The organism is Luteibacter sahnii (genome assembly GCF_034063545.1).
GTDB lineage: Bacteria > Pseudomonadota > Gammaproteobacteria > Xanthomonadales > Rhodanobacteraceae > Luteibacter > Luteibacter sahnii.
Map to the genome: position 1 here is coordinate 15,844 of NZ_JAQLOK010000006.1, position 24,571 is coordinate 40,414.

Below are 24,571 nucleotides of genomic sequence, written 5' to 3' on the forward strand. Positions count from 1 at the left end.
GGTCTTTTTTTGCGCCAGGCTCAGAGGATCGACGCGTCGCCGTCGGCGTCGTCGGCAAAGCGCAGGTGCTTCACGCTGCGACCGTGGCGGCGGACCAGCTTCAGCGCCTCGACGCCGATCTTGATGTGGCGCTCGACGAAGTTGGCCGTGACCGCCGCATCGCTGGTTTCGGTCTTCACGCCCTCGGGGATCATCGGCTGGTCGGAGACCAGCAGCAGGGCGCCGCAGGGGATGTGGTTGGCGAAGCCCGCCGCGAAGATCGTGGCGGTTTCCATGTCGATGGCCATGCTGCGCGTGCGGCGCAGGTAGTCCTTGAAGCCCTCGTCGTGCTCCCACACGCGCCGGTTGGTGGTGTAGACGGTGCCCGTCCAGTAGTCGTGGCCCAGGTCGCGGATCATCGTCGACACCGCGCGCTGCAACTGGAACGCGGGCAGTGCCGGCACCTCCGGCAGCAGGTAGTCGTTGGACGTGCCCTCGCCACGGATCGCCGCGATCGGCAGGATCAGGTCGCCGATGGCGTTCTTGCGCTTGAGGCCGCCGCACTTGCCCAGGAACAGCACCGCCATGGGCTCGATGACGCTGAGCAGGTCCATGACCGTGGCGGCATTGGGGCTGCCCATGCCGAAGTTGATCAGCGTGATGCCGTCGGCGGTGGCGTTGGGCATGGGCCGGTCACGGCCGCGCACCTCCACGCCGTGGTCCTGGGCGAAGCGTTCGACGTAGTGGCCGAAGTTGGTCAGCAGGATGTGCTGGCCGAAGGCCTCCAGGGGCGTGCCGGTGTAGCGCGGCAGCCAGTTGGAGACGATCTCGAGCTTGGTTTTCATGGGAATCCGGAACGCGCTGGCGCCGGCGGCCGGGTATCGCCCTGGATGGGTGGCCGACGGCGGGGTTACCGGCGACGCCACGCCGGCGAGGTGCCAAGTGATTCGTGCGAGTGTAGCATCCGTGCCAGGCACGTGGCCGGGCGCGAAGGGCGCATCCGGGTGTCGTCTACGGGGAGGGTGCCGGATGCGCATCGGCATGGCGATCGACGCGGCGTGCGACGTGCCGCAGGGTTTCATCGAAGACAACGGCATCACCGTGATGCCGATCAAGGTCAACGTCAACGGGGAGTCTTTCCTCGACGACCGCGCGCCGGCGGAGATCGCCCGCTTCATCGCGCGCAAGCTGGGTGACCGCAGCCATGCGGCGGACACCGAACCGGCCACCGCCGAGGACGTCCAGCAGCTGTTCCTCGAACGCATGGTCGGGGAATACGACTGCGTGGTTTGCCTCACCATCATGGCCACCCGTAGCCCGATCCACGACACCGTGATCCGGGCCAGTTTCGCCATCCTCAAGAACTACCGCCCCATCCGCGAGGCGGCCGGGCGCTCCGGGCCGTTCCTGATGCGTGTGGTGGACTCGCGCAACATCTTCGCGGGGGCCGGCCCGATGGTGGCCGAGACCGCCCGGATGATCCGTGAGGGCCGCTCGCCCGCCGAGGTGCGCGAGCGCGCGGCGCGCGTGGCCGACGCCAGCTACGGCTACCTGCTGCCGCGCGACCTGAATTACCTGCGCTCGCGGGCGCGCAGCAAGGGCGATCGCAGCGTCAGCCTGTTCACCTCGATGCTCGGCACGGCGCTGGACATCAAGCCCATCCTCCGGGCGCATCGCGGTGAGACCGGCCCCGTGGGCAAGGTGCGCGGCTTCGAGCAGGGCGCCCAGTCGCTGTTCGACTACGCGGCCCGTCGGGTGCAGGCGGGGCTCCTGGTGCCGTCGTTGTCGCTCAGCTACGGCGGCGACCTGGACGTGATGCGCGACCTGCCCGGCTACGCGGCACTGGTGCGCGCTTGCGCCGACGCGGGCGTGGAGATGCTCGAAACCCCCATGGGCATCACCGGCATGGTCAACGTCGGCGAAGGCGCGCTGACGGTGGGGCTGGCATGCGAAGACCATACCGCCTCGTTCTGATCGCCGCCATCGCGGTCGCCGACGGGGTCGCCGGTGTGTCGGCCGCGACGGTCTACAAGTGCCTGGCGAACGGGCAGACCGTCTACCAGCAGTCGCCCTGCGCGCGCGGTCAACGCCAGGCGGTGATCCACCTGGACGATCCCGCGCCCGCGGCATCCACACCGGCGCCGCGGACGGCGGCTGTCGACGCGCCGGAGCGCCTGTCCGACCCGGCGCCCGCGCGGCCCATGCCGCCGCTGCCCCGGCTGTTTGGGTGCGTGCGCGCCACCGACGGCAAACCCTATCTCAGCGACAACGGCGATCCGGCGCTTTACCTGGCGCCCTTGGGCGTGCTGGGCGCCGTGTCCGGTCCCCTGGCGGCCGACGTGCCCGCCGGGTCCGCCCCCGAACTCAACCGGCATACCGACTACGCCTCGGCCACGCAAGGCAACTATGTCTGGGTGCAAGACCGCTGCCGGCGGCTCAGCGGCGCGGAGACCTGTGCGGCGCTGCGCGACGAGGCCGAGGCGAACCAGCGTGCGATACGCAATGCCTTCAAAAGCCAGCGCGCCCCGCTCGACGCGAAGGACGCGCAGTTGCGCGACCAGCTGCGCGCCTGTCCCTGAGCGCCCGGCGGATCAGGTGGACGGTGGCGCCAGTTCGGTGGCCGCCACCGCCAGTCCCGAGACGACGCCCAGCGACGGATCCCCGTGCACGAGGGGAATGTCGGGAAAGCTCGCCCGCACGGCCTCCTTCACGATCGGTGAACGGGAGGTGCCACCGGTGAGGAAAATGCTCGCAGGCTCCCCGGGCCACGCGTCGCGCACCTCGGCGAGCAGGCGCTGCACCCGCTCGACGAAGGGCTCGGCCGCCTGGTCGAGGTCATCCCGCGTGACCGCCGCGCCCAGCCCACGCTCGAGGAAACCGAGGTCGGCCTGCGTCGCGTCGCCGCTGGATAGGTCGATCTTGCTGCGTTCGGCGGTCTGGTTCAGGCGCGTGGTGGCGCCGGGCTCCTGCAGGGCGCGCAGGCGCGACTGCCAGGGCTCGTCGATGAAGCGGTAATCCTGCCGGCGGAACTCGCGCTGCTTGGGCAGGTTGTGCACGCTCGCCGCCTCGACGAAATGGTGCACCGGCACGCGCGTGACGTTGTTGCCCATGAGCGGCATGAAGCTTCGCATGCTCAGGTTGACGTCCAGGTCGGTGCCGCCCTTGGCCAGGCCCCACGTGCGCAGGATGCGCGGCAGGGTGTCGCCGCCCAACTCGGCGAACGCGACGTCGGTGGTGCCGCCGCCGATGTCGACGATCAGCGCGGTTTGGCGGGTCGCCAGCTGCTTGTGGTAATGCATCGCGGCGGCGGCGGGCTCTTCGAGAAACGACACCTGCGTGAAGCCCGCGGCGGTGGCGGCTTCGCGGATGATCGCCACCGCTTGCTCCGACCCCTTGTCGCCCATCGAACTGCGGAAATGCACCGGACGTCCAATCACCGCCGTGCGCACCGTCTCACCCAGCTGCTCGCTGGCGGCAAGCCGGATGTGTTCGAGGATGTAGGTAGCGATGTGCACGATCACCCGGCGTACCTGCGGGTCCATCCGGTAGCCGAACATCGACTTCGGCGATTCGATGAGGTTGCCGTCGCCGTATTCGAGGTAGGCCTCCACGGCCTCCTCGCCGAACAACGCGTCGCGGAACCCCTCGACGGTGGCGGCCGCCGACTCGGCGCGGCGACGCCGCATGTCGGCCGGATCGGGCACTACCTCGGGGAAGAACACGGCGCTGCGGAACTGGCCCGCGCCGCCGAAGCGGATCGGCGTGAGCGTGCCGCCGACGAAGGTCGCGGCGGCGGAATAACTCGTGCCGAAGTCGATACCGATGTTCATGCCGGTGGGGGATAGCCTACGGGGCGGGCGATTCTGACCGCCCCGTCCCGCCGTGTCCACTTCAGAAGCCGTAACGCAGGAAACCGCCGTCGACCGCGACGATCTCGCCGGTGACGTAACCGGAGGCCGGCAGGCAGAGGAAGGCGACCACGCCGGCAACCTCCTCGGGCTCGCCGATGCGCCCCATGGGCGTGCGGTCGAGCACCTCGTCGAGGTATTCGGCATCGGCCAGCGCGGGCTCGCTGCGCTGGGTGCGGATGTACCACGGTGCGACGCCGTTGACCCGGATGCCGTCCTCGGCCCATTCGCAGGCGAGGTTGCGGGTGAGCTGGTGCAGCGCCGCCTTGGTCATCCCATAGGGCGAACCCGTGCGTACGTGCACGATGCCCGAGACCGAGCCCACGTTGACGATGGCGGCGTTCGCATGCTGCACGAGATGCGGCTGCGCGAGGCGGCACATCTCGTAAGCGGAAAACACGTTGAGCTCGAAAATGCCGCGGTAGTCGTCCGACGTGTAGTCGAGCGTGGGCTTCACGAGGTTGCCGCCCACGTTGTTCACCAGCAGCGACAGCTCGACGTCGAGGTCGGCGATCCAGTCGAACACGGCGAGCCGGTCTTCGGCATCGGTGAGGTCCGCGGCCATGCCCATGACCTCGACGTCGGGACATTCCTCGGACAGTTCGTCGCACACCTCTTCAAGCGCGTCGCCGTCGCGCGCGATGAGCAGCACGTCGGCACCGAGCGCGGCCAGTTCGCGGGCGCAGGCGTAACCGATGCCCTTGCTTGCGCCGGTCACCAGCGCGGTGCGGCCATCGAGCCGCCAGTGGGAGAGTCGTGGATGCATGGAAGGCTCCGGATGTCCGCGTCATGGTACATCGGGTTAAGCTCGACGGATGGACATCCGCACGCCCCTGCTGGTCGTCGATCGCGCGACGGTACGCCGCGACGACCGGGCGCTGCTCGACGACATCTCCCTCGCCATCGCGCAGGGCCAGCACACCGCGATCCTCGGACCGAACGGCTCCGGCAAGTCGACACTGGTGAAGCTGATCGAACGACGAATCTACCCGCTCGTGCACGACGACGGCTCCCCCGTGCTGCGCGTGTTCGGTCGCGAGCGTTGGAGCGTGGCCGAGCTGCGGGCACTGCTCGGCGTGGTGTCGTCGGACCTGCGGCGTGAGTTCGAGGCCACGCACGAAACGGCACTGAACGCGGTGCTCTCCGGTTTTTTCGCCGCGCTGACGCTCGGCCTCGATCACGCGGTCGACGCGGCGATGCGCGAGTGTGCGATGCAGGCGCTCGACCGCGTGCAGGCCAGGCACCTGGCCGACCGCGACGTCGCCACGCTGTCGACTGGCGAGGCGCGCCGGGTGCTGATCGCACGGGCGCTCGCGCACTCGCCGCGCGCGCTGCTCCTGGACGAACCCTGCGCGGGGCTGGACCCGGGCACGCGCCGACGTTTTCTCGACCTGCTGCGCCAGCTCGCCCGCGAGGGCACCACGCTGCTGCTCGTCACCCACCACGTAGAAGAGATCGTGCCGGAGATCGGGCACGTGGTGATGCTTCGGGACGGGCGTCTGTTCGATGAGGGGCCGAAAGCCCGGCTCATCGCCGACGAACGGCTCTCCGCGCTGTTCGGCTGGCCGACGCGCGTGGATGAAGCCGACGGTTTCTACGGCGCGCGATTGCGCTGAGCGGCCCCGGAGATAGAGACTGCGGGTTCCCCATGGAGATCACCGCCATGAAACGCTTCGTGCTGCCGTCGTTTCTCGCCCTGGCCTGCCTGGCCTGCTCCAAGCCGCCGCAACCCGAGCAGCCGCCCACGCCGAAGGCGGCGGCCGCCGTAACGACACCGTGGGACGGCATGAAAGCCCAGGAGCAGAAGGCCCGGGACGTGCAGAAAACGGTCGACCGCCAGGCGGAGGATCAGCGCAAGGCGATCGAAGCGCAGGAGCAGTAGGCGTTCAGAAACGGGCTACGCCCGCGAACCCTCCGTCTGCAGCGGCGCGAACGACGCCGCTGCCGCCAAGGGACGATGCCCGGATCAACGCGGCGAGCAGAAGCAGTACGCGTAGACATTCGGCTTGCCCGCCTGGGCGGTGCGGAACAGCGCGAATTCCGGCGCCATGCGCGGCAGCTGCGCCACCCACGTCGGCAGGCGAATGCCGAACGACATGGCCACCCGGGCTTCGTCGCTGTCGCCGACGTTGGTGAGGAAACGCTCGAACGCACCCATCGGCTTCTCGGCGTAACGCACGTTTACGTCTTTGCCCAGGTGCGCCTCCTGTGCGGCATCGCGGATCGCGTCGTCCAGGCCGCCAAGCTTGTCGACAAGCCCGCGCTGCATGGCCTGTTCGCCGGTCCAGACGCGGCCCTGGGCGATCGCATCGATCGCGGGGAACGTCTTGCCGCGTGCCTTGGCCACGCCACCGACGAAGTCACGGTAGCCCTTGTCGATGATGCTCTGGATCAGCACGCCAACCCGGGGATCGAGCGGGCGCGTAATGTCGAAGGCCCCGGCGAGGCCGCCGGTGCTCACGCCGTCGCTCTTCACGCCGATCTTCGCCAGCGTATCGGGTACGGTGTAGAACATGCCGAAGATGCCGATCGAGCCGGTGATCGTGTTGGGCTCGGCGTAGATGCGATTGGCGTTCATCGAGATCCAGTAGCCGCCGCTCGCGGCCACGTCGCCCATGGACACCACCACCGGAATGCCGGCCGCGCGGGTCAGTTCCACCTCGCGACGGATCTGCTCGGCCGCATACACTTCGCCGCCGGGCGAGTTCACCCGCAGCACCAGCGCACGGGTGCGGTGGTCCTGGCGCGCGGCGCGGATCAAAGCGGCGGTGGACTCGCCGCCGATCGAACCCTGCGGTTGCTTGCCGCCGGTGATCTCGCCCTCGGCCACCACCACGGTGACGCCCGGCGAGGTCTGCAGCACGTCGGCGTTGGCCAGGCCTGTCGCGGCCAAATAGCCAGAGAGATCGACCTGGCGGAAGCCCTGGTCTTTCTTGCCCGCCGGGACGCCCTCGTCGCGCAGCATGCGCACGAATTGCTGCTCGGTGGCGATGCCGTCGACGAGTTTTTCGTCCTTCGCCAGATCGGCGAGGTTGCCCTTGGCGTTCTGAACGCGCTCGGCGAAGCCGTCGACATCGGCGCGCAGCGCGGCCGGGTCGATATGCCGCAGCGTGGCGACCTCGTTGATCCAGGTGTTCCACAGACCACCCAGCCAGTAACCGTCGGCTTCCTTCGACTCCGGCGAGGCATGGTCGAGGATGAACGGTTCGGCCGCGCTCTTGAACTGGCCCACGCGGAACAGGTGCACCTGTACGCCGAGGCGGTCCAGGAGATCCTTGTAGAACAGGCGATAATTGGCGAGGCCGGTGGCCATAACGCCGCCCTGCGGATCGATGTAGATCTTGTCGGCATGGGCGGCGAGGTAATACTGCCCCTGCTCCATGCTCGACGCCCACACCAGCACGGGCTTGCCCGCGGCACGGAAGCGATCGAGCGCGGCACCCACCTCGCGCAGGGCCGCGAAGCCGCCGGCGCCGAGTTTGTCCGGGCGCAGCACGATGCGGGTCACCCGCGCGTCGGTCGCCGCGGCGTCGATGGCACGGACCAGGTCACGCACCTGCACCTGTTTCACGCCATCGCCGGACAGCTTGCCCATGGCCCGCGACAGCGGATCGGCGCTGTACTGCTCCACCAGTTGGCCCTCGGGCGCCAGCACGAGCACGGTCTTGTCGTCGACGGCATGGGTGCGGCTGCCTGCGTAGATCGCGATAAGGAACACCGCGAGCAGTCCGAAGAAAAACACGTTCAGGACGAACAGTCGCACGAGATTGATGCCGCGGCCCAGCGAGCGCAGGAACCCGCCGAAACCACCGCGACGCCGGGGCGGCACGGGCCTGGGGGATGCCGGCAGCGGCGGGGGCGTAGCGTCGAGGCGATCCGGCATGGAGCGTATTCCTTGAAGGTTGGGCCGAGCGTAGCGCGTCGGCCCATGAGCATCACGTGTGTAAAGGCAGGGGCGCGGCCGAGTCGTCCGGCCAACGTCCGCTGGCGCTGGATCGCCAGAAGCGGGCGAAGAGGAGGATGGCCGCCATGCTCAGACCGGCGATCAACCCCATCCACATGCCCCGTGCGCCGAGATCATGCCCGAACGCCAGCCACCAGCCCACCGGCATGCCCACGCCCCAATAGGCGAACAGGGTGATGACCATCGGCACCCGGGTGTCTTTCATGCCGCGCAGCGCGCCGTTGGAGGCGACCTGGATGCCGTCGGAGAACTGGAAGAAGCCCGCCAGCACGAGCAGCCGGGAGGCCATGTCGATCACCGCCGGATCGTTGGTGTAGAGCGCGGCGATCGGCCGGGCGAACAGCAGCATGGCGCCCGAGGACAGGAACTGCGTCACCAGCACCAGCGAAATGCCCGACAGCCCCGCGTAGCGCACGGCCAGCGCGTCGCGGCGCCCCACGGCGTTGCCCACGCGCACGGTGATCGCCATCGACAGGCCAAGCGGGATCATGAACGCCACCGAGGCCACGTTGAGGGCCACGTGGTGGCTGGCCGTCACGGTCTCGCCCAGGCGACCGATCAACAAGGCGACCGCGACGAAGAGACCCGCCTCCATCAGCAAGGTCACCGCCATGGGCACGCCGACGTGCAACAGCTGGAGGATCTGCTTCGGATCGGGCCGGGCCATGCGCTCGCGCAGGCCGAGGTCGCGGTAGTTGCGGTGGCGCAGCACGTAGATGCCGAAACCCAGCATTTCGAGCCAGAGCACGATGGCCGTGGCGATGCCGCTGCCGCGCGCGCCCATCGGTGCAAACCCCAGCTTGCCGTACATCAGCACGTAGCCCAGCGGCGCCAGCACCACCAGCCCGCCAAAACTGAAGTACATCGAGGGCCGGGGCATGGACAGCCCCTCCGACAACCCGCGCAGCGCGAAATAGGTGGTGAGCGCCGGCGCCGCGAAGGCGATGGCGTGCAGGAAGGCGGTGACGTCGTGGCGCATGGATTCCACCACGCCGAACACCGCCATCAGCGGCGACGCGTGCCACACGCCGATGCCGAGCAGGAGACCCAGGCCCCAGGCGATGTAGAGCGCCTGGTGGAAGGTGGCCCCCACCTCGCCACGGCGTCCGGCGCCGTCGAGCTGGGCGACCGTGGGCGGTACGGCCATCATCGTGCCGATGCCGGTGACAATGGCCAGCACCCATATGTTCGCGCCGGTCACCACCGCCGCCTGGGTATGCGCGCCCTGGTGGCCGGCGAGCACGGCGTCGACGACGTTGGTGCCGATGGCGGAAAGCTGCGCCGCGATCATGGGCAGCGCCAGGCGGAAGGTGGCGCCGATCTCGCGACGCGCGCGGGCGCGGTCGATGGACATGGCAGAAAACGCACGGAAAAGGCCGTCCATTGTAGCCGGTACGCGGGAAAAACGCCCCGCGACGCTCCCCGCGGTACGCCGGCCGTGCCATCATCCGCGCGGGGAAAACACAGGGGTATCAGGCGATGAAGGAGCTGGAACCGGCGCCGGCGCGCTACTGCGCCAATTGCGGCGTGGCGTTGCAGGGCGAGTTCTGCCACGAGTGCGGTCAGTCGGTGCACAGCGTGCTGCGCCCGATGTCGCACATGCTTGAAGACGCGGGCGACATCTTCTTTCACATGGACGAGCGCATCGTGCACACGGTGCCGCCGCTGTTCACCCGTCCGGGCTTTCTTACCCTGGAGTATTTCGCCGGACGCCGGGTGCGTTACATCGCCCCATTCCGGCTCATGTTCGTCTTCTGCCTGCTAGCGTTTTTCTTCGTGCACGGGGTGATCAACGACACCGCCGCGGGCTTCCACGGCATCGGCAACGAGACCGGGCCGTTCGCCAAAGCCACCACGACTGCCGAGGTCGAACGCCTGTATGCGACCCAGGCCGCGAGCCTGCGCAAGGCCGCGCAGGAACCGAACCTTCCCGAGGCCGCCAGGGCCGGCTTCCGTACCGGCGAGAAGGCCATCCGCGCCCAGGCCGACGCACGTCTGGCCGAACTGAAGGATCCCTCGGCCAGCCCCGGTACGCCCCTGGTCAAGGCCGACACGGAAGAAGACCAGGCCATGCTCGACGGCGACTGGCACGTCTCGATCGGCTGGTTGCCCGCGTCGATGAACGCACGGCTGGATCAGTCGCTCGCCCGGCTCAAGACCAACGTCAACCAGGTGGCCGCGGGCGGCGAGACGGGGACCGAGGCGCTGCACCGGATCATCGAAGGCGTCTTCGGGGTGCTGCCGCAGACGATGTTCGTGATGGTGCCGGTGTTCGCGCTGGTGCTGAAGCTGTTCTACCTGCTGCGCCGCCGGCTTTACATGGAACACATCATCGTCGCGCTGCACAGCCACGCGTTTCTGTTCCTGTCGTTGATGGTGCTGGTGCTGCTGGGCCTGGCCCGGGGGGCCCTGGCACCGCATGTGCCGATCGCCGGGAAAGGCATCGCGCTGGTGCAGTGGGCCGTGTTCCTGTGGATGCCGGCCTACCTGTTGCTGATGCAGAAACGGGTGTACCGACAGGGATGGAGCATGACTATCCTGAAGTACATATTGATAGGCCTGGTCTATTTCTGGCTCCTTGGATTTGCCCTCACGGTGGCCATGTTCATCGGGCTCGCCCATTGACCGTACCGAGGGTTGTGCACAGGCAGGCGGAGCCCCTTCGCGTTTGTCAAGGTTTTGCGGAGTTGTTGTGAGCCCGTTTAGCAACGCATTTCCAAGTACATGAAAACATGGAATATTTCAGCTTGGTTAAAATGTACGCAAGCTAACCCGCAGGGCCCAACCGTGCGGTCTGGAACCCTCCCATCCGACCCTCATCCACAGACTTATCCACAGCTCCTGTGGATAAGCCGGAAAAGCGTCCGAGGGCGGGCACTTACCTTTCATTCCTCTTTCTGGAGGTGTCTTGTGAGCCCAAGCCCATGTCCCTGGGGTTAATCATTGATCGGCGTTATCGGCATAGCCCTATAAACTAGGGCTGGCATGAACCCCGTCCTCCGCGTCGCCCTTCCGGTACCCCTGCTGACCCTTTTCGACTACCTCCCTCCCGAGGGGCGGATCGCCGAGGCGGGTTCCCGCGTCCGCGTGCCGTTCGGCAAGGGCGAGATGGTCGGCATCGTCATCGATCCGGCCGCCGAGCCGGCGGTAGGCGCCCGTCGGCTCAAGCGGGCCCTAGAGGTGCTCGACGCGTCGCCCCTGCTCGACGCCGAGCTGCTTGCCACGCTGTCCTGGGCCGCCGACTACTGGGCCGGTGCGCCGGGCGAGGCGTTCGCCAACGCCCTGCCGCTGGCCCTGCGCGAGCCGCGACCGTTGCCGGCCACCGGACGCGAAGTCTGGTCGCTCACCCCGCACGGGCGCGAAAGCCACGAGGCTGGCACGCGACGCGGCAGTTCGGCGGCCCTGCTCGACGCCCTGCAACACGGGCCGCGCGCCGCCGACGAACTCGGCCTGGCCCTGCCCGAATGGCGGCCCGCGGCCCGGCGCCTGCTCGAGGCGGGACTGGTCGAGAAAAACGAATGGGATGAACCCCTGCCGCCCGCCGATCCGTCGCCGGGACCGAGGCTCAGCGACGAGCAGGCGGCGGCGGTCGCGGCGGTCGCCGAGGGCCTGGACCACTTCCAGCCCTATCTGCTGGACGGCGTCACCGGCAGCGGCAAGACCGAGGTCTACCTCGCCCTGATCGAACGTGCCCTCGCCCAGGGTCGGCAGACGCTGCTTCTGGTGCCGGAGATCGGCCTGGCGCCCCAGACCGTGCGCCGGCTGCGCGAGCGGCTGGGGGTCACCATCGAGGTGCTGCACTCCAACCTCGCCGAGGGCGAGCGCGCCAGGGCCTGGCTGCGCGCGCGCAACGGCACCGCCAAGGTGGTGCTGGGCACGCGGTCGGCGGTGTTCACCCCGCTGCCACGCGCGGGGCTGATCATCGTCGACGAAGAACACGACGCGTCCTACAAGCAACAGGACGGCTTCCGCTACCACGCCCGCGATCTCGCGCTCGTCAGGGCGCGCGCGCACGGAGTACCGGTGGTGCTGGGCTCGGCCACGCCGTCGCTGGAGACGCTGGGCAACGTCGAAGCCGGGCGCTACCGGCAGCTGCTGCTTCGCGCCCGTCCGGGCGCGACGCGCGCCACCCAGGTACGCATCGTTGACATGCGCGCGCAGCGGCTCGACCACGGCCTGTCGCCGACGCTGCTCAGCGCCGTGGCCGAGTGCGTCGGTCGAGGCGAACAGGCGCTGGTGTTCCGTAACCGCCGCGGCTACGCACCTGTGCTGCTTTGCCACGACTGCGGATGGCATGCCGACTGCCCCCGTTGCGACCGGCCGATGACCCTGCATGCCGGTCGGCGGCGGTTGATCTGCCACCATTGCGACAACGTGCTCGGCATTCCCGCCGCATGCCCCTCCTGCGGCTCCGCCAGCCTCAGTCCGCAGGGCCAGGGAACCGAACGGCTGGAGGAAGCCCTCGCCGAGCGATTTCCCGGGGTGGAGGTGGTGCGTATCGACCGCGAGACCACCCGCCGCCGCGACGCCTTCGGCGAGATCATGGAGCGCCTGCGCGAGGGTCGACCGGCGATTCTCGTCGGCACGCAGATGCTGGCCAAGGGACACGACCTGCCCAACCTGACCCTGGTGGCCATCGTCGGGGTCGACGAGGGCCTGCACAGCGTCGACTTCCGGGCGAGCGAGCGGCTGGCCCAGCTGGTGGTGCAGGTGGCCGGGCGGGCGGGCCGGGCCGACAAGCCCGGCAGCGTGCTGCTGCAGACCCACCACCCCGACCACCCGATGCTGCACGCCCTGCTCCGCGGCGGCTACGCGGCGGTGGCCTCGAGCCTGCTCGCGGAGCGCCGCCTGCTCGACCTGCCCCCCTACGGTCACCAGGTGCTGCTACGCGCCGAGGCCCATGGCCGGGGGGAGGTCGACGCCTTCCTCGCCGAGGCCCACGCCGCCATCGGCGAACCGGGCGACCTGCGCGTGGCCGGCCCCATGCCCGCCCCGATGCCCCTGCGCGCGGGACGCCATCGTGGACAGATCCTCGTGGAGGCGCACTCGCGGCCCGTGCTGCATGCGTTCCTGCGCCCGTGGCAACACGCGCTCACGACCTTGCCAAGCGCGCGAAAAGTGCGCTGGTCACTTGATGTCGACCCCATCGACCTCTATTGAACGCTTGACCCCGTAAGATCGGACGCTCCCTGTTCGCCGCCGCCCCACGGCGCGACAATGCCCTTCTCCCCAGGTAACGGAAATCGACAACGTGACCAGCCAGCTCGAACAACTTCGCTCCATGACCAAGGTCGTCGCCGATACCGGCGACATGTCCGCCATGAAGACCTTCAAGCCGGAAGATGCGACGACCAACCCGTCGCTGCTGCTGAAGGCGGCCGGCATTCCCGAGTACGCCCAGTACATCGACGAGGCCGTGACCTGGGCGAAGCAGCAGAGCAACGATCGCAGCCAGCAGCTCGTCGACGCGGGCGACCGCCTTGCGGTACTCGTCGGCCGCGAGATCCTCAAGATCGTGCCGGGCTACGTGTCGACCGAAGTCGACGCGCGCCTGTCGTTCGATGAAGACGCGTCCATCGCCAAGGCCAAGCGCCTGATCGGGATGTACAAGGACGTCGGCGTCGATCCCAAGCGCGTGCTGATCAAGCTGGCATCGACGTGGGAAGGCATCAAGGCCGCCGAGAAGCTGCAGAAGGAAGGCATCAACTGCAACATGACCCTGCTCTTCAGCTTCGAGCAGGCCGTGGCCTGCGCCGAGGCCGGCGCGTTCCTCATCTCGCCGTTCGTGGGCCGCATCTTCGACTGGTATGTCGCCAACACCGACACGAAGGTCTACGCCCCGGAGGAAGACCCGGGCGTGAAATCGGTGCGCCGCATCTACGACTACTACAAGACCCACGGCTACAAGACCGTGGTGATGGGCGCGAGCTTCCGCAACATCGGACAGATCCAGGCCCTCGCCGGTTGCGACCGCCTGACCATCTCGCCGGAACTGCTCAAGGAACTGGACGGCACCGACGCCGACCTGTCGCAGGCACTGAAGGACACCGGCGCGAAGGCCGAGCCGCCGAAGGAAAAGCTCACCGAGGCCAAGTTCCGCTGGGGCCACAACGAAGACGCGATGGCCACGGACAAGCTCGCCGAGGGCATCCGTAAGTTCGCCGTGGATCAGCGCAAGCTCGAGGAACTGCTGGGCGCGAAGCTGTAAGGCGGATCGCTTCACGGGTTACGCAAAGGGGTCGCTTCGGCGGCCCCTTTGCGTTGGGGCGGCGTGGGCCGGTACCGCGCCCGCTTCGCTTCCGGCGTTGCGCTCGCGCGAAGCCAAACGCGTTTATCTCTTGATGCGGGTGCGCAGGATGCGCCGTATCAGCGGGCCATAGGGCGGACGTATCAGACGGGTGACGTCCAGGCGTGCCTGGCGGTAGACGCCGCGCGCATGGCTGAACGTGCGAAAGCCATCGATGCCGTGGTACGCCCCCATGCCGGACGGACCAATGCCGCCGAACGGCAGGTCGTCCATCGTCAGGTGCATCACGGTGTCGTTGAGGGTGACGCCACCGGCGGTGACACGTGACAGCACGCGCTCCTGCTCGGCCGCGTCGTCGCCGAAGTAGTAAAGCGCGAGCGGCCGTGGGCGGCCGTTGACCTGGGCGATCGCGTCGTCGATGCCGTCATAGGGCAGCACGGGCAGCAGCGGTCCGAAGATTTCGTCCTGCATCACCGCCATGCCGTCGTGGACACCGACGATCGCGACCGGCGCGATGCGTTGCGCGCCCAGCATGTCGTGTTGCGGGTGCAGCCAGCGCAGCGTCGCGCCCTGGCGCTCGGCGTCGTCGAGCAGGCCACGCAGGCGGCCGTGATGGCGCTCGTTGACGATCGCGGTGTAATCGGGGTTGTCGCGCAAGGTGGGAAACATACGCCTGACCGCGCGTTCAAGCGCCGCCACGAAGGCGTCCACGCGTTCGCGGGGCACCAGGGCGTAGTCGGGCGACACGCAGACCTGGCCGGCGTTGAGCGTCTTGCCGAACATGAGCCGGGCCGCCGCGAGGTCGGGATCCGCGTCACGCGCGACGATGGCGGGCGACTTGCCGCCGAGTTCGAGCGTGACGGGCACCAGGTGTTCCGACGCCGCGCGCATCACGTGACGGGCAACGGAGGTCGCGCCGGTGAACAGGAGATGGTCGAACGGCAGCGCCGTGAACGCCTGCCCGACCTCCGGCCCGCCGACGACCACGGCGACCTCGCTGGCGTCGAACGCCTGCGCGATCAGGCGGCGCATGAGCTCGGACGACCGCGGCGTGAATTCCGACGGCTTGATCATCGCGCGGTTGCCCGCGGCGAGGATGCCGGCCAGCGGCGCGAACGTCAGGTTGAACGGGAAGTTCCACGGCGACACCACGCCGACCACGCCCTTGGGCTGGTAGTCCACCCATGCTCGCGCGCCGAGCAGGCCCAGCGCGGATGGCGACACGCGGCGGCGTTCGCGCCGCATCCACGAGCGCACGTGGGAACGCGCGTGTTTCAGCGGTTCGATCGACGCCGCCACGTCGGTGACCAGCGAGCCTTCGACCGACCGATGGCCGAAGTCGTCGCGCAACGCGTGGGCGATCTCGTCGGCATGATCGACGAGGAGGCCGATGGCCCGGTCGAGACGGTCGATGCGAAGCGCCGCGCTGGGCGGACCGTCGCTTTGCTGGGCGTGACGCTGGCGGGCGAGGATATCGTGCATGCGCGAAGGCTAGCACCGATCCGCGGCCTCGCGATCCCGGCCGACGGCCGCCCTGCTCAGGCGCCCGCCGACCAACCGCCGCCCAGGGCGCGGATCAGTTGCACGCTCGCGCGCAGCTGCCGCGTCTCCAGGTCGATTACGCTACGCTTGGCGTCAAGCGCCGTGGTCTGTGCCTGCACCACGTCGAGGTAACCGACGGCGCCCTCGCGGTAACGATTGAGCGAGAGATCGACCGAACGCTGCGCCGCCTCGGCGGCCGCGCGTTGATCGGTCAGCGCCGTGCCCAGATCGCGCAGCAACGTGAGGTTGTCTTCGACCTGGGCGAAGGCGTTGAGCACGACGTCGCGGTACCGGGCGCCCGCTTCGTCGGTGGCGGCCTTGGCCGACGCCACCTGCGCCTTGCGCAGCCCCCCGTCGAAGGCGGTGAGCAGCAACGACGGACCGATCGACCAGAAGCGGTTCGGTGCGGTGGCGATGTCGCCCCAGCGCGAGCTCTGCCAGCCACCCTGGCCATCGAGGGTGAGCCGCGGGAAGAACGCCGACCGCGCGATGCCGATGCGAGCGTTGGCGGCCGCGGTGCGGCGCTCGGCGGCGGCAACGTCAGGACGCCGCTGCAACAGGGTCGACGGCACCGCGAGGGGGAGGGTCGGCACGCCGACCTTCGTGTCGTCGGTGGCGAGCTGGAACGTCGACGCCGAGTCGCCCACAAGCACGGCGATCGCGTGCAGCACGATCGCACGCTGCGCCCGCGCCTGAGTAAGCTGCGACCGGGCGTTCGACACCTGCGTCTGCGCGCGGGCGACGTCGAGCCCGGAGGCGATACCGCCGTCGTGCCGCGACTGGGTGAGTTGCAGGGCCTTGCCGAAGGCGTCGATGCTTTCGTCGAGCACCGCGATCTGCCGGTCGAAACCGTTGAGCTGAAGATAACTGTCGGCCAGCTGCGCCTGCAGGCTCAGACGGGCGGACGCCAGGTCGGCGAGCGAGGCGGCCTGTTCGGCCGTGCCGGCGGCGACGGTATCGCGTACGCGCCCCCACAAGTCGACTTCGTAGTCGAACTGGGCGCCAAGGGTGTACGAGTTGTAATAGGTCGGCGACGTGGCGCCGCGCAGCGGACGCGTGTCGGATTCGCGGTCACGCTGGCCGTTGGCATTCAGGCCCACGGTGGGGAAGAGGCCCGAACGCACCTGGCGGGTGAAGGCTTCGGCCTGCCGGTAGTGGGCCAGCGCGGCGGCGAGCGAGGCGTTGCTGGCGATCAGGCGGGCCTGCAGGTCGTTCAGGCGCGCGTCGCCGTAGACCGTCCACCAGGCGTCGCGGTCGATGTGATCGGCCGGCGTCGCCGTCACCCAGGGCGAATCGGCGTTGGCGTAGTGTGCCGCGACCGGCACCTGTGGTGCCTTGTAGGTCGGCGCCAGCGAACATGCCGCAAGGCCGAGCGACAGCACGCACGCCGCCGCCGTGCGAAGGCGCGGCGATCCGTTACGCCTTGGCATGGTCGTCGCTCGTCGGGGCCGTGGCGTTCACGCGCACGCTGTCGCCATCGGCCAGGCCGTCGGGCGGACTTTCGATCAGCCGCTCGCCCGCCGAGAGGCCCGACGCGAGTTGCACCGTCTTGCCGAAGTCGCGGGCGATGGTCACGGTCTTGAACCGCACCTTGTTCTGCGGGTCGACCACGGCCACCCGCAAGCCTTTTTCGTCGAAGACGAGCGCACTGGCCGGAACGCTGACCAGGGCGGCGTTCGCCGGAAGGTCGAAGGTCACGCTCGCGTAGCCGCCCGGCAGTAGCTTGCCGTCGGCGTTGTCCACCGCTACCTGCACCAGCGTGGTGCCTGAGGCAGCGTTGATCGCCTCGGACGTGCTTTCCACGGTGCCCTTGAAGGTCTGGCCGGGGTATTCGGGCACGGTGAGGTCGACCGTGGCGCCGGTGCGCACCGACGGCGCGTAGTTCTGGGGCACGTTGACGTACATCCGCAGCTTGCGGGTGTCCGACACCACGAACAGTTCCTGCCCGCCGCCGCCGGCGTTGACCAGCGCGCCGACGTCGGTCTCGCGCGCCGTCACGGTGCCATCGAAGGGCGCGACCAGGCGGGCGTAACCCTTCAATGCCTGGATCCGCTCGAGGTTGGCCTGGGCGGCCTGGGCCAGCGCCCGCTTGGCCTCGTAGTCGCCTGTCTTTTCGTCGACTTCCTGCCTGGACACAGAGTCGGAGTCGCGCATCGCCTGCCAGCGCTTCGCGGTGGTTTGGGCAAGGGCCTCGTTGGCGCGAGCGCTGGCGAGGTCGGCCCTGGCCTGGAGCAGTTGTTGGTCGAGGTCCGGCGTTTCGATCTCGGCCAGTACGTCGCCCGCCTTCACCTTGGTGCCGATGTCGGCCTTCCACGATTTCAGGTATCCGCTGGTGCGAGCGAAGATCGGTGCACGCGCGTAAGCCTCCAGGCGACCGGGAAGGTTGAGGTGCCCACCGCCCTGACCGCCTTCGGCGGCCACCAGGTTGACCGTGGGCACGGCCTGGTCGTCGGTCCACGCGCGGAGCTTGTGCGCGTCGCTGGCGCGGGTGGCGATGCCCGCGACGACCACCGCGAGCACGACGATCGCGGCGATGATGCCGGCCAGGCGGAGCCGGCGCGGCGGCGGGGTGTGCAGGGTGTCAGACGACATGGGGCTCTCCGGAAACGTTCGCCGGGTGGGAAGCGGTGTGGCCGCGACGGCCATGGATGAGACTGAAGACGATGGGCACGAAGAACAGCGTGGCCGTGGTGGCGAAGATGAGCCCGCCGATCACGGCGCGGCCCAGCGGCGCGTTCTGCTCGCCACCCTCGCCCAGCCCGAGCGCCATCGGCGCCATGCCGATGATCATCGCCAGCGCCGTCATCAGCACGGGACGGAAACGCACGAAGCCGCCCTCGAGCGCCGCCTGCGTGGCGTCACCGGTCTCGGCCAGTCGCTCGCGGCAGAAACTGACCACGAGGATCGAGTTGGCCGTGGCCACGCCCATGCACATGATGGCACCGGTCAGGGCCGGCACCGACAGCGTGGTGTGCGTGGCGAACAGCATCCACACGATGCCGGCGATCGCGGCCGGCAGCGCGGTGACGATCACGAACGGATCGCTCCACGACTGGAAGTTCACCACGATCAGAAGGTAGATCAGCACGATGGCGCCGAGCAGGCCGAAGATCAGGCCGGCGAAGGCGCTGTTCATCGTCTGCACCTGGCCCAGCAGCGCGGTGCTGGAGGCCTTGGGCAACGTCTTCTTGTGCGCGTCGAGGATGCGCTGGATATCGGCCGCCACGGCGCCCAGGTCCCGATCCTGCGTGGTGGCGAAGATCTCCACCATCGATTGGATGTTGTACTGGCTCACCACGGCGCTCGTGGCGGTGCGTCGAAAGCTCGCCAGGCCGCCGAGGATCTGCGACCCGCCGGTGCCCGCGCTGGGGCTGACCGGCACGTTGGCCAGGTCGGGCAGGCTGTCGATGCTGTATTGCGGTGTCTGCATCACAATGGGATACGACACGCCGTTCTGCGGATTGAGCCAGAAGGTCGGCGCGATCTGGCTGGAGCCAGCCAGGTTGACGCCAAGGCTGCTGGTGACGTCACGTTCGCTGATACCCACCTGTTGCGCGCGGCTGCGATCCACGTCGACGTCGAAGCCCGGGTTGGACCGCGACTGCTGGATGCGCGCGTCGACCACGCCGGGCACCCGGCGGATGTCCCGCAGCAGGCTCGAGGCATAGGCGAAATTCGCGGCGACGTTGGGTCCGCGGATCTGCAGGTCGATCGGCGCCGGCGAACCGAAGTTGAGGATCTGGCTGATGATGTCGGCTGGAGGAAACGAGAACGTCGCCGTGGGGAAACGGCGCGGCAGCGTTTCGCGCAATTGGCGCACGTAGTCCGCCGTGGGCCGGTGATCTTCCTTCAGCGAGATCTGCATGTCGCCGTCCTGCGAGCCGATCGTGCCGGTGTTGTTGTAGGTGTTGTTGATGCCCGACGACGACAGGCCGATGTTGTCCACCACGGCGCCCAATTCGTCGGGCGGGATGATCCGGCGCACCTGCTTGGTGATGGCGGCGAAGAGGTTGGCCGTTTCCTCCACGCGGGTGCCGACCGGCGCGCGCACATGCATGAGGATCTGGCCCGAGTCGACCGAGGGGAAGAAGTTCCGGCCCAGCATCGGCACCAACAGGAACGACAGCAGCACGAACGCCATGAAGCCGATGGTGAAGCCCTTGCGGTGCGCCAGCGCGAGGGCGAGCAGGCCGTGGTAGCTCTCGCGGATGCGTTCGAAGCGCGCCTCGAACGCGCGCTGGAAACGCACCAGCGGATGGCGCGACGGCGCGCCGTGATCGCCGTGCGGATCCTGGTGCGTGTGCGGCTTGAGCAGGTATTTCGCCATCGTCGGCACCAGCGTGCGCGAGAGGATGAACGAACAGATCATCGCGAACATCACCGCTTCGGCCATCGGCACGAAGAGGAACCGGGCCACGCCTTCGAGGAAGAACATCGGCACGAACACGATGCAGATGCACAGCAGCGAGACGAAGGCCGGCGTCACGATCTGGGCCGCACCGTCGAGGATCGCGGTCTCCACGTCCTTGCCGTGCTCCAGGTGCCAGTTGATGTTCTCGATGGTCACCGTGGCATCGTCGACGAGGATACCCACCGCGAGCGCGAGGCCGCCGAGGGTCATGATGTTCATCGTTTCGCCGAAGGCCGAAAGCAAGGCGATGGAGCCCAGGATCGCCAGCGGAATCGAGGTGGCGATGATGACCGTGGAGCGCCAGCTGCCCAGGAACAGCAGGATCATCAGGCTGGTGAGCGCCGCGGCGATGGCGCCTTCGCGGGCCACGCCGGCGATGGCGCCGCTGACGAACAGCGACTGGTCGCCGATGGGCGCGACCTCCAGCGTGTCGGGCAAGGCGTCCTTCATCGCCTTCACGCGATCCTTGATGCCCTGGATGATCGCGAGCGTGGAGGCGGAGCCGTTCTTCAGCACGGTCATCAGCACCGAACGGTTGCCGTCCACGTGCACGATGTTGGTCTGCGGCGGCGAGCCGTCGCGCACGTGGGCCACGTCGCGGATGAACACCGTCGCGCCGTTGACGCTCTTGACCGGGAGGTTGCCCAGCGCCTCGATGTCGGACGGTGAGTTGTTCAGTTGCAGGGTGTACTCGTAGCTGCCGATCTTCTGCGTACCCACCGGCGTGATGAGGTTCTGCGCCGCGAGGGCATTGGCGACGTCCTGCGCGGAAAGACCGCGCGCCTGCAACGCCGGCGGATCGATGTCGATCTGCACCTGGCGGGTCTTGCCGCCGAAGGGATACGGAATCGCGGCGCCCGGCACCGACGTCAACTGCGGACGGATGATGTTCAGGCCTAGGTCGGCGAGGTTCTGTTCGGTCAAGCCCTTGCCCGACAGCGCGAGCTGGATGATCGGCACCGTCGAGGCGTTGTAGTTGAGGATCAGCGGCGGCGTGGTGCCCGGCGGCAACTGCTTGAGCAGCGTCTGCGCGACGGCGGTGACCTGCGCGTTCGCCGTGCGGATATCCACCGTGGGCTGGAAGAAGATCTTGATGATGCCGAAGCCCTGGATCGACGTGGCCTCGATGTGTTCCACGTCGTTCACGGTGGTGGTGAGCACACGCTCGAACGGCGATGCGACGCGGCCGGCCATCTGGTCGGGTGGCAGGCCGTTGTATTGCCACACCACGGCAATGACCGGAATCCGGATGTCGGGGAAGATGTCCGTCGGCGTGCGCATCGCCGCCAGCGGTCCCACGATCAGGATCAGCAGGGCGAGGACGACGAAGGTATACGGCCGCGTGAGAGCGATCCGGACGATGCCAATCATGGAGACGGATTCCGTGCGCGATGTTGCGTCGCCGCGAATTTTCGCGCGCAAGAACCCGTGGTCGTAGTTAAGATTTGTTTAGTTATCGACCGTCAGGCCGAAAAACCCATGTGCGCCAGCGATTTGGCCGTCCGTTTCAGGCCGCCGGACAGGTGACGGAAAACACCGCGCCCCGCTCATTGCCGCCCACCGACAACGAATAGCCGTGCAGGCGCACGATCGCGCTGACGATGGCCAGTCCGAGGCCGCAGCCGGGCTTGGAACGGGTATCGTCGCTGCGATAGAACCGCCGGAACACCGCTTCGCGCTCGTCGGGCGGGATGCCGGGGCCCGTATCGGCGACGTCGATGCGCGCGTCGCCCGTCGACGCCGTGAGGGCCACGAGGTGGATGGCTCCGCCGTCGGGCGTGAACTTGATGGCGTTGCCCACCAGGTTGGCGAGCGCTTCGAACATCAGCTGCCGATCGCCACGCAGCGACGGCAACGGGCCGATATCGAGCTCGAACACCTGGCGCCGGTCTTCGGCCACGGGCGCGTAGAAATCGTAGACGTCACGCAGCACGAGGCCGAGATCCATGTGTTCGAAGCACGCGCTGCGCTGGCGGTCCTCGAGCTCCGACACGCGCAACAGCGCCCGGAAACGCGCCAGCACGGTGTCGATCTCCGCGACGCAGTCGTCGAGTTGCGCGGCTTCGGGACGCCCCTCGAACTGCTGCTGCAGGCGGTACAGGCGCGTGCGCATGCGCGTCAGCGGCGTGCGCAGGTCGTGGGCGATGTTGTCGGTGACACCCTTGACCTCGCCCAGCAACCGCTCGATCTCGTCCAGCGTGGCATTGACGGTGGCGGCGAGGAGATCCACTTCATCGCTCGCCCGTCCCACGGGCAGCCGCACGCTGAGGTTACCCTCGCGGATCGGCGCCATCGCTTGCTGGATCGCGCGCACGCGGCGAGCGGGCCCGCGAGCGATAAGGATGCCGCCGAGCAGGCCGGGGATCAGGGTAAGGGTGAGTCCCCAGAGCACGCCGCGGCGGATGATCACGCCGATGCCGTCGATGGCCGTGCTTTCCTTCGCGACGACCAGGCGATCGCCATTGGGCAGCGTGCGCGCCACGGCGCGGGTCCGGGCCGTGCCATGGTGCGCCTGCGCATCCCCGACACGGGTGAGATCGGCCACCCCCGCATTGAGCGGACGGGCCACGCCGTCTTCGGTGAGCTCCCGGGGCATGTGCGCGATGCTGCCGGCCAGCCGGTGGCCCTGGGCGTCGAACAGGCCCGCCCACATGTAGCCCTGCGAGTCGATCGCTCCCGCGGCGTCCACGGTATCGCGAAGCCGCGCCGGCTCGGTTCGCTCCAGGTAACGGATGCGAGCGGCGAGCATCTGGTCGACCACGCTCGACAGGTAACGCGAGGCTTCCCACTGGACCACGCCCAGCAGCACGACGCACCATATCGCGAACAGCGCGCCGTAGATGATGATCAGGCGCGAGGTGGCGGAGCGCCAGGCGTCAGTCAGCGGCCGCAAGGGTGTACCCCGAGCCGCGCACGGTGCGGATGAGCGGCGCCTGCCCCGTCCCGTCGATCTTGCGGCGGAGGCGGCCGATGTGTACGTCGATCACGTTGGTGCCGGGGTCGAAATGGAATCCCCACACGTGCTCGAAAATCATCTGCCGCGTGACCACCTGGCCCGCGTTGCGCATGAGGAACTCGAGCAGGCGGAATTCGGTGGGCAGCAACGTCAGCGGTTGGCCATGGCGCAGGGCGTTGTGCCGGACGAGGTCGAGCTCGAGATCGCCCACGCGCAGGCGCACCTCGTCCCGACCGGCTCGCTGTCGGCGGCGCAGCAGCACCTCGGCGCGCGCGGCGAGTTCGTCGGGCGAGAACGGCTTGGTGAGGTAGTCGTCGCCTCCGGCGCGCAGGCCGCGCACGCGTTCGTCGACGTCGGAGAGCGCGCTGATCATGAGCACCGGCGTGTCGACCGCGCGCTTGCGCAGCTCGGACACCACGTCGATGCCATCCATGCCGGGCAGCATGCGATCGAGGGTGATGATGTCGTAGCCATCGGCAAGCGCGCGCGCCAGCCCCTCGCGGCCGTTCGCCACCCAGTCGGCGGTGACGCCGTGTGCGTCCAGTTCCGCGACGATATCGCGGGCGGTCACTTCATCGTCTTCGATGACCAGGGCCCTGGGCATCCTGATGTCTCCTGCCAACGGAAAACGGCCCCCGAGGGGGCCGTTGCCGGATAGTACGCCTTCCGCCGATCAGGCGGCGATGGCCACGCGCATCTTCTTCATCGCGTTCGCCTCGATCTGGCGAATGCGCTCGGCGGACACGCCGTACTCGTCGGCGAGGTCCTGGAGGGTGGCCTTGTTGTCTTCGGCCAGCCAGCGGCGCTGGATGATGTCACGCGACCGGTTGTCGAGGTTGGCAAGGGCCGACGACAGGGCACCCATCTGGTTGCTGGACGCGTCGGCCTCGGCGAGGTTGTCGTACGGGTCGGCGCCTTCGTCGACCAGGAACGCGGCCGGGGCCGGCTTGTCGTCATCGTCGGCGTCGGCCGGAGCCTCGAAGCCCACATCGCGACCGGACAGGCGCGATTCCATCTCGCGTACGGTGGCTTCCGGCACACCCAGGTCGTTGGCAACCACACGGACTTCCTCGGCGTTCATCCAGCCCAGGCGCTTCTTGCTCTTGCGCAGGTTGAAGAACAGCTTGCGCTGCGCCTTGGTGGTCGCCACCTTGACGATGCGCCAGTTGCGCAGGATGAACTCGTGCATCTCGGCACGGATCCAGTGCACCGCGAAGCTCACCAGGCGCACGCCCTGGTCCGGGTCGAAACGCTTCACCGCCTTCATCAGGCCGATGTTGCCTTCCTGGATGAGGTCGGACAGCTGCAGTCCGTAGCCGTTGTAGCCGCGGGCCACGTGGACCACGAAACGCAGGTGCGACATCACCAGCTTCTTGGCGGCGTCCAGATCGGCGTCGTCGTGGAACTGCCGCGCCAGCGTCTGCTCCTCGTCAAGGCTGAGCACCGGGATGCGATGGACGGCCGCGATGTAGGAATCCAGACTGCCGACGACGCTCGGGAGCCCGTAGTTACGGGTGGCGAGGGCTTGGGACATGTGTGGAGCCTCCTGAAAGGTCTTGGGGCA

19 protein-coding genes are annotated in these 24,571 nt (G+C 68.4%); 7 read left to right on the plus strand and 12 right to left on the minus strand.

What is annotated here, in order from left to right:
• Positions 1-20: 20 nt before the first annotated feature.
• Entirely contained in the window at positions 21-824 is an 804-nt protein-coding gene (locus tag PI246_RS14940; protein WP_320552109.1) for an AMP nucleosidase, read from the minus strand.
• Between the two features lie 184 nt (positions 825-1,008).
• Between PI246_RS14940 and PI246_RS14945 the strand changes: the two genes are divergently transcribed.
• Positions 1,009-1,953 (plus strand): DegV family protein, encoded by a 945-nt coding sequence (locus PI246_RS14945; protein ID WP_320552110.1) that lies wholly within the window; start codon positions 1,009-1,011, stop codon positions 1,951-1,953.
• Positions 1,926-2,558, plus strand: a complete 633-nt coding sequence (locus tag PI246_RS14950; RefSeq protein WP_320552111.1) for a DUF4124 domain-containing protein — start codon at positions 1,926-1,928, stop codon at positions 2,556-2,558. The genes PI246_RS14945 and PI246_RS14950 overlap by 28 nt, the downstream gene beginning before the upstream one ends.
• 12 nt (positions 2,559-2,570) lie before the next feature.
• Here PI246_RS14950 and PI246_RS14955 read toward each other — a convergent pair whose 3' ends face one another.
• Both PI246_RS14955 and PI246_RS14960 read right to left on the minus strand, forming a co-directional pair.
• Positions 2,571-3,809 carry an Hsp70 family protein gene (locus tag PI246_RS14955; protein ID WP_320552112.1) on the minus strand — a complete coding sequence of 413 codons (1,239 nt, stop codon included), beginning with the start codon at positions 3,807-3,809 and terminating at the stop codon, positions 2,571-2,573.
• Between the two features lie 61 nt (positions 3,810-3,870).
• Positions 3,871-4,653: an SDR family oxidoreductase gene (locus PI246_RS14960; protein ID WP_320552113.1), complete on the minus strand. Its 783-nt coding sequence runs from the start codon at positions 4,651-4,653 to the stop codon at positions 3,871-3,873.
• A gap of 49 nt (positions 4,654-4,702) precedes the next feature.
• On the opposite strand from PI246_RS14960, the gene PI246_RS14965 reads away from it, so the two are divergent.
• Both PI246_RS14965 and PI246_RS14970 read left to right on the plus strand, forming a co-directional pair.
• Positions 4,703-5,503 carry an ABC transporter ATP-binding protein gene (locus PI246_RS14965; protein WP_320552114.1) on the plus strand — a complete coding sequence of 267 codons (801 nt, stop codon included), beginning with the start codon at positions 4,703-4,705 and terminating at the stop codon, positions 5,501-5,503.
• 47 nt (positions 5,504-5,550) lie between these two features.
• On the plus strand, positions 5,551-5,769 hold the full coding sequence (locus tag PI246_RS14970; RefSeq protein ID WP_320552115.1) for a hypothetical protein: 219 nt from the start codon (positions 5,551-5,553) through the stop codon (positions 5,767-5,769).
• An 84-nt stretch (positions 5,770-5,853) separates the two neighbouring features.
• Here the strand turns inward: PI246_RS14970 and sppA are convergent, their stop codons facing one another.
• Together sppA and PI246_RS14980 are read right to left on the minus strand one after the other, a co-directional pair.
• Positions 5,854-7,770, minus strand: coding sequence for a signal peptide peptidase SppA (gene sppA, locus PI246_RS14975; RefSeq protein WP_320552116.1), 1,917 nt, complete (start codon positions 7,768-7,770; stop codon positions 5,854-5,856).
• A 52-nt stretch (positions 7,771-7,822) separates the two neighbouring features.
• Entirely contained in the window at positions 7,823-9,205 is a 1,383-nt protein-coding gene (locus tag PI246_RS14980) for an MATE family efflux transporter (RefSeq protein ID WP_320552117.1), read from the minus strand.
• A 125-nt stretch (positions 9,206-9,330) separates the two neighbouring features.
• On the opposite strand from PI246_RS14980, the gene PI246_RS14985 reads away from it, so the two are divergent.
• The 3 genes from PI246_RS14985 to tal all read left to right on the plus strand — a co-directional run bounded on the left by PI246_RS14985 (position 9,331) and on the right by tal (position 14,059).
• Entirely contained in the window at positions 9,331-10,476 is a 1,146-nt protein-coding gene (locus PI246_RS14985) for a DUF3667 domain-containing protein (RefSeq protein ID WP_320552118.1), read from the plus strand.
• Between the two features lie 360 nt (positions 10,477-10,836).
• Positions 10,837-13,011 (plus strand): primosomal protein N', encoded by a 2,175-nt coding sequence (locus PI246_RS14990; protein WP_320552119.1) that lies wholly within the window; start codon positions 10,837-10,839, stop codon positions 13,009-13,011.
• 91 nt (positions 13,012-13,102) lie between these two features.
• Entirely contained in the window at positions 13,103-14,059 is a 957-nt protein-coding gene (tal, locus tag PI246_RS14995) for a transaldolase (protein ID WP_320552120.1), read from the plus strand.
• A gap of 123 nt (positions 14,060-14,182) precedes the next feature.
• Here tal and PI246_RS15000 read toward each other — a convergent pair whose 3' ends face one another.
• From PI246_RS15000 to rpoH, 7 genes are all read right to left on the minus strand, one after another.
• The gene (locus tag PI246_RS15000; RefSeq protein ID WP_320552121.1) at positions 14,183-15,580 is read right to left on the minus strand and encodes a coniferyl aldehyde dehydrogenase; all 1,398 of its coding nucleotides are present in this window, start codon (positions 15,578-15,580) and stop codon (positions 14,183-14,185) included.
• 56 nt (positions 15,581-15,636) lie between these two features.
• Positions 15,637-17,070, minus strand: coding sequence for an efflux transporter outer membrane subunit (locus tag PI246_RS15005; protein WP_320552122.1), 1,434 nt, complete (start codon positions 17,068-17,070; stop codon positions 15,637-15,639).
• Positions 17,057-18,232: an efflux RND transporter periplasmic adaptor subunit gene (locus tag PI246_RS15010; RefSeq protein WP_320552123.1), complete on the minus strand. Its 1,176-nt coding sequence runs from the start codon at positions 18,230-18,232 to the stop codon at positions 17,057-17,059. The genes PI246_RS15005 and PI246_RS15010 overlap by 14 nt, the downstream gene beginning before the upstream one ends.
• Positions 18,222-21,422 (minus strand): efflux RND transporter permease subunit, encoded by a 3,201-nt coding sequence (locus tag PI246_RS15015; protein ID WP_320552124.1) that lies wholly within the window; start codon positions 21,420-21,422, stop codon positions 18,222-18,224. Before PI246_RS15015 ends, PI246_RS15010 begins: the two co-directional genes overlap by 11 nt.
• A gap of 136 nt (positions 21,423-21,558) precedes the next feature.
• A complete protein-coding gene (locus PI246_RS15020; protein WP_320552125.1) occupies positions 21,559-22,944 on the minus strand; it encodes a HAMP domain-containing sensor histidine kinase in 1,386 nt (461 codons plus the stop codon).
• Complete coding sequence (locus PI246_RS15025; RefSeq protein ID WP_320552126.1) at positions 22,928-23,611, minus strand: response regulator transcription factor; 684 nt, start codon at positions 23,609-23,611, stop codon at positions 22,928-22,930. Before PI246_RS15025 ends, PI246_RS15020 begins: the two co-directional genes overlap by 17 nt.
• Positions 23,612-23,680: 69 nt before the next feature.
• A complete protein-coding gene (gene rpoH, locus PI246_RS15030; RefSeq protein ID WP_320552127.1) occupies positions 23,681-24,541 on the minus strand; it encodes an RNA polymerase sigma factor RpoH in 861 nt (286 codons plus the stop codon).
• Positions 24,542-24,571: the final 30 nt, after the last annotated feature.

Coding starts and splice junctions, on each gene's coding strand:
- PI246_RS14940 (WP_320552109.1), bottom strand. CDS start 824: ATGAAAACCAAGCTCGAGATCGTCTCCAACTGGCTGCCGCGCTACACC.
- PI246_RS14945 (WP_320552110.1), top strand. CDS start 1,009: ATGCGCATCGGCATGGCGATCGACGCGGCGTGCGACGTGCCGCAGGGT.
- PI246_RS14950 (WP_320552111.1), top strand. CDS start 1,926: ATGCGAAGACCATACCGCCTCGTTCTGATCGCCGCCATCGCGGTCGCC.
- PI246_RS14955 (WP_320552112.1), bottom strand. CDS start 3,809: ATGAACATCGGTATCGACTTCGGCACGAGTTATTCCGCCGCCGCGACC.
- PI246_RS14960 (WP_320552113.1), bottom strand. CDS start 4,653: ATGCATCCACGACTCTCCCACTGGCGGCTCGATGGCCGCACCGCGCTG.
- PI246_RS14965 (WP_320552114.1), top strand. CDS start 4,703: ATGGACATCCGCACGCCCCTGCTGGTCGTCGATCGCGCGACGGTACGC.
- PI246_RS14970 (WP_320552115.1), top strand. CDS start 5,551: ATGAAACGCTTCGTGCTGCCGTCGTTTCTCGCCCTGGCCTGCCTGGCC.
- sppA (WP_320552116.1), bottom strand. CDS start 7,770: ATGCCGGATCGCCTCGACGCTACGCCCCCGCCGCTGCCGGCATCCCCC.
- PI246_RS14980 (WP_320552117.1), bottom strand. CDS start 9,205: ATGTCCATCGACCGCGCCCGCGCGCGTCGCGAGATCGGCGCCACCTTC.
- PI246_RS14985 (WP_320552118.1), top strand. CDS start 9,331: ATGAAGGAGCTGGAACCGGCGCCGGCGCGCTACTGCGCCAATTGCGGC.
- PI246_RS14990 (WP_320552119.1), top strand. CDS start 10,837: ATGAACCCCGTCCTCCGCGTCGCCCTTCCGGTACCCCTGCTGACCCTT.
- PI246_RS15000 (WP_320552121.1), bottom strand. CDS start 15,580: ATGCACGATATCCTCGCCCGCCAGCGTCACGCCCAGCAAAGCGACGGT.
- PI246_RS15005 (WP_320552122.1), bottom strand. CDS start 17,070: ATGCCAAGGCGTAACGGATCGCCGCGCCTTCGCACGGCGGCGGCGTGC.
- PI246_RS15010 (WP_320552123.1), bottom strand. CDS start 18,232: ATGTCGTCTGACACCCTGCACACCCCGCCGCCGCGCCGGCTCCGCCTG.
- PI246_RS15015 (WP_320552124.1), bottom strand. CDS start 21,422: ATGATTGGCATCGTCCGGATCGCTCTCACGCGGCCGTATACCTTCGTC.
- PI246_RS15025 (WP_320552126.1), bottom strand. CDS start 23,611: ATGCCCAGGGCCCTGGTCATCGAAGACGATGAAGTGACCGCCCGCGAT.
- rpoH (WP_320552127.1), bottom strand. CDS start 24,541: ATGTCCCAAGCCCTCGCCACCCGTAACTACGGGCTCCCGAGCGTCGTC.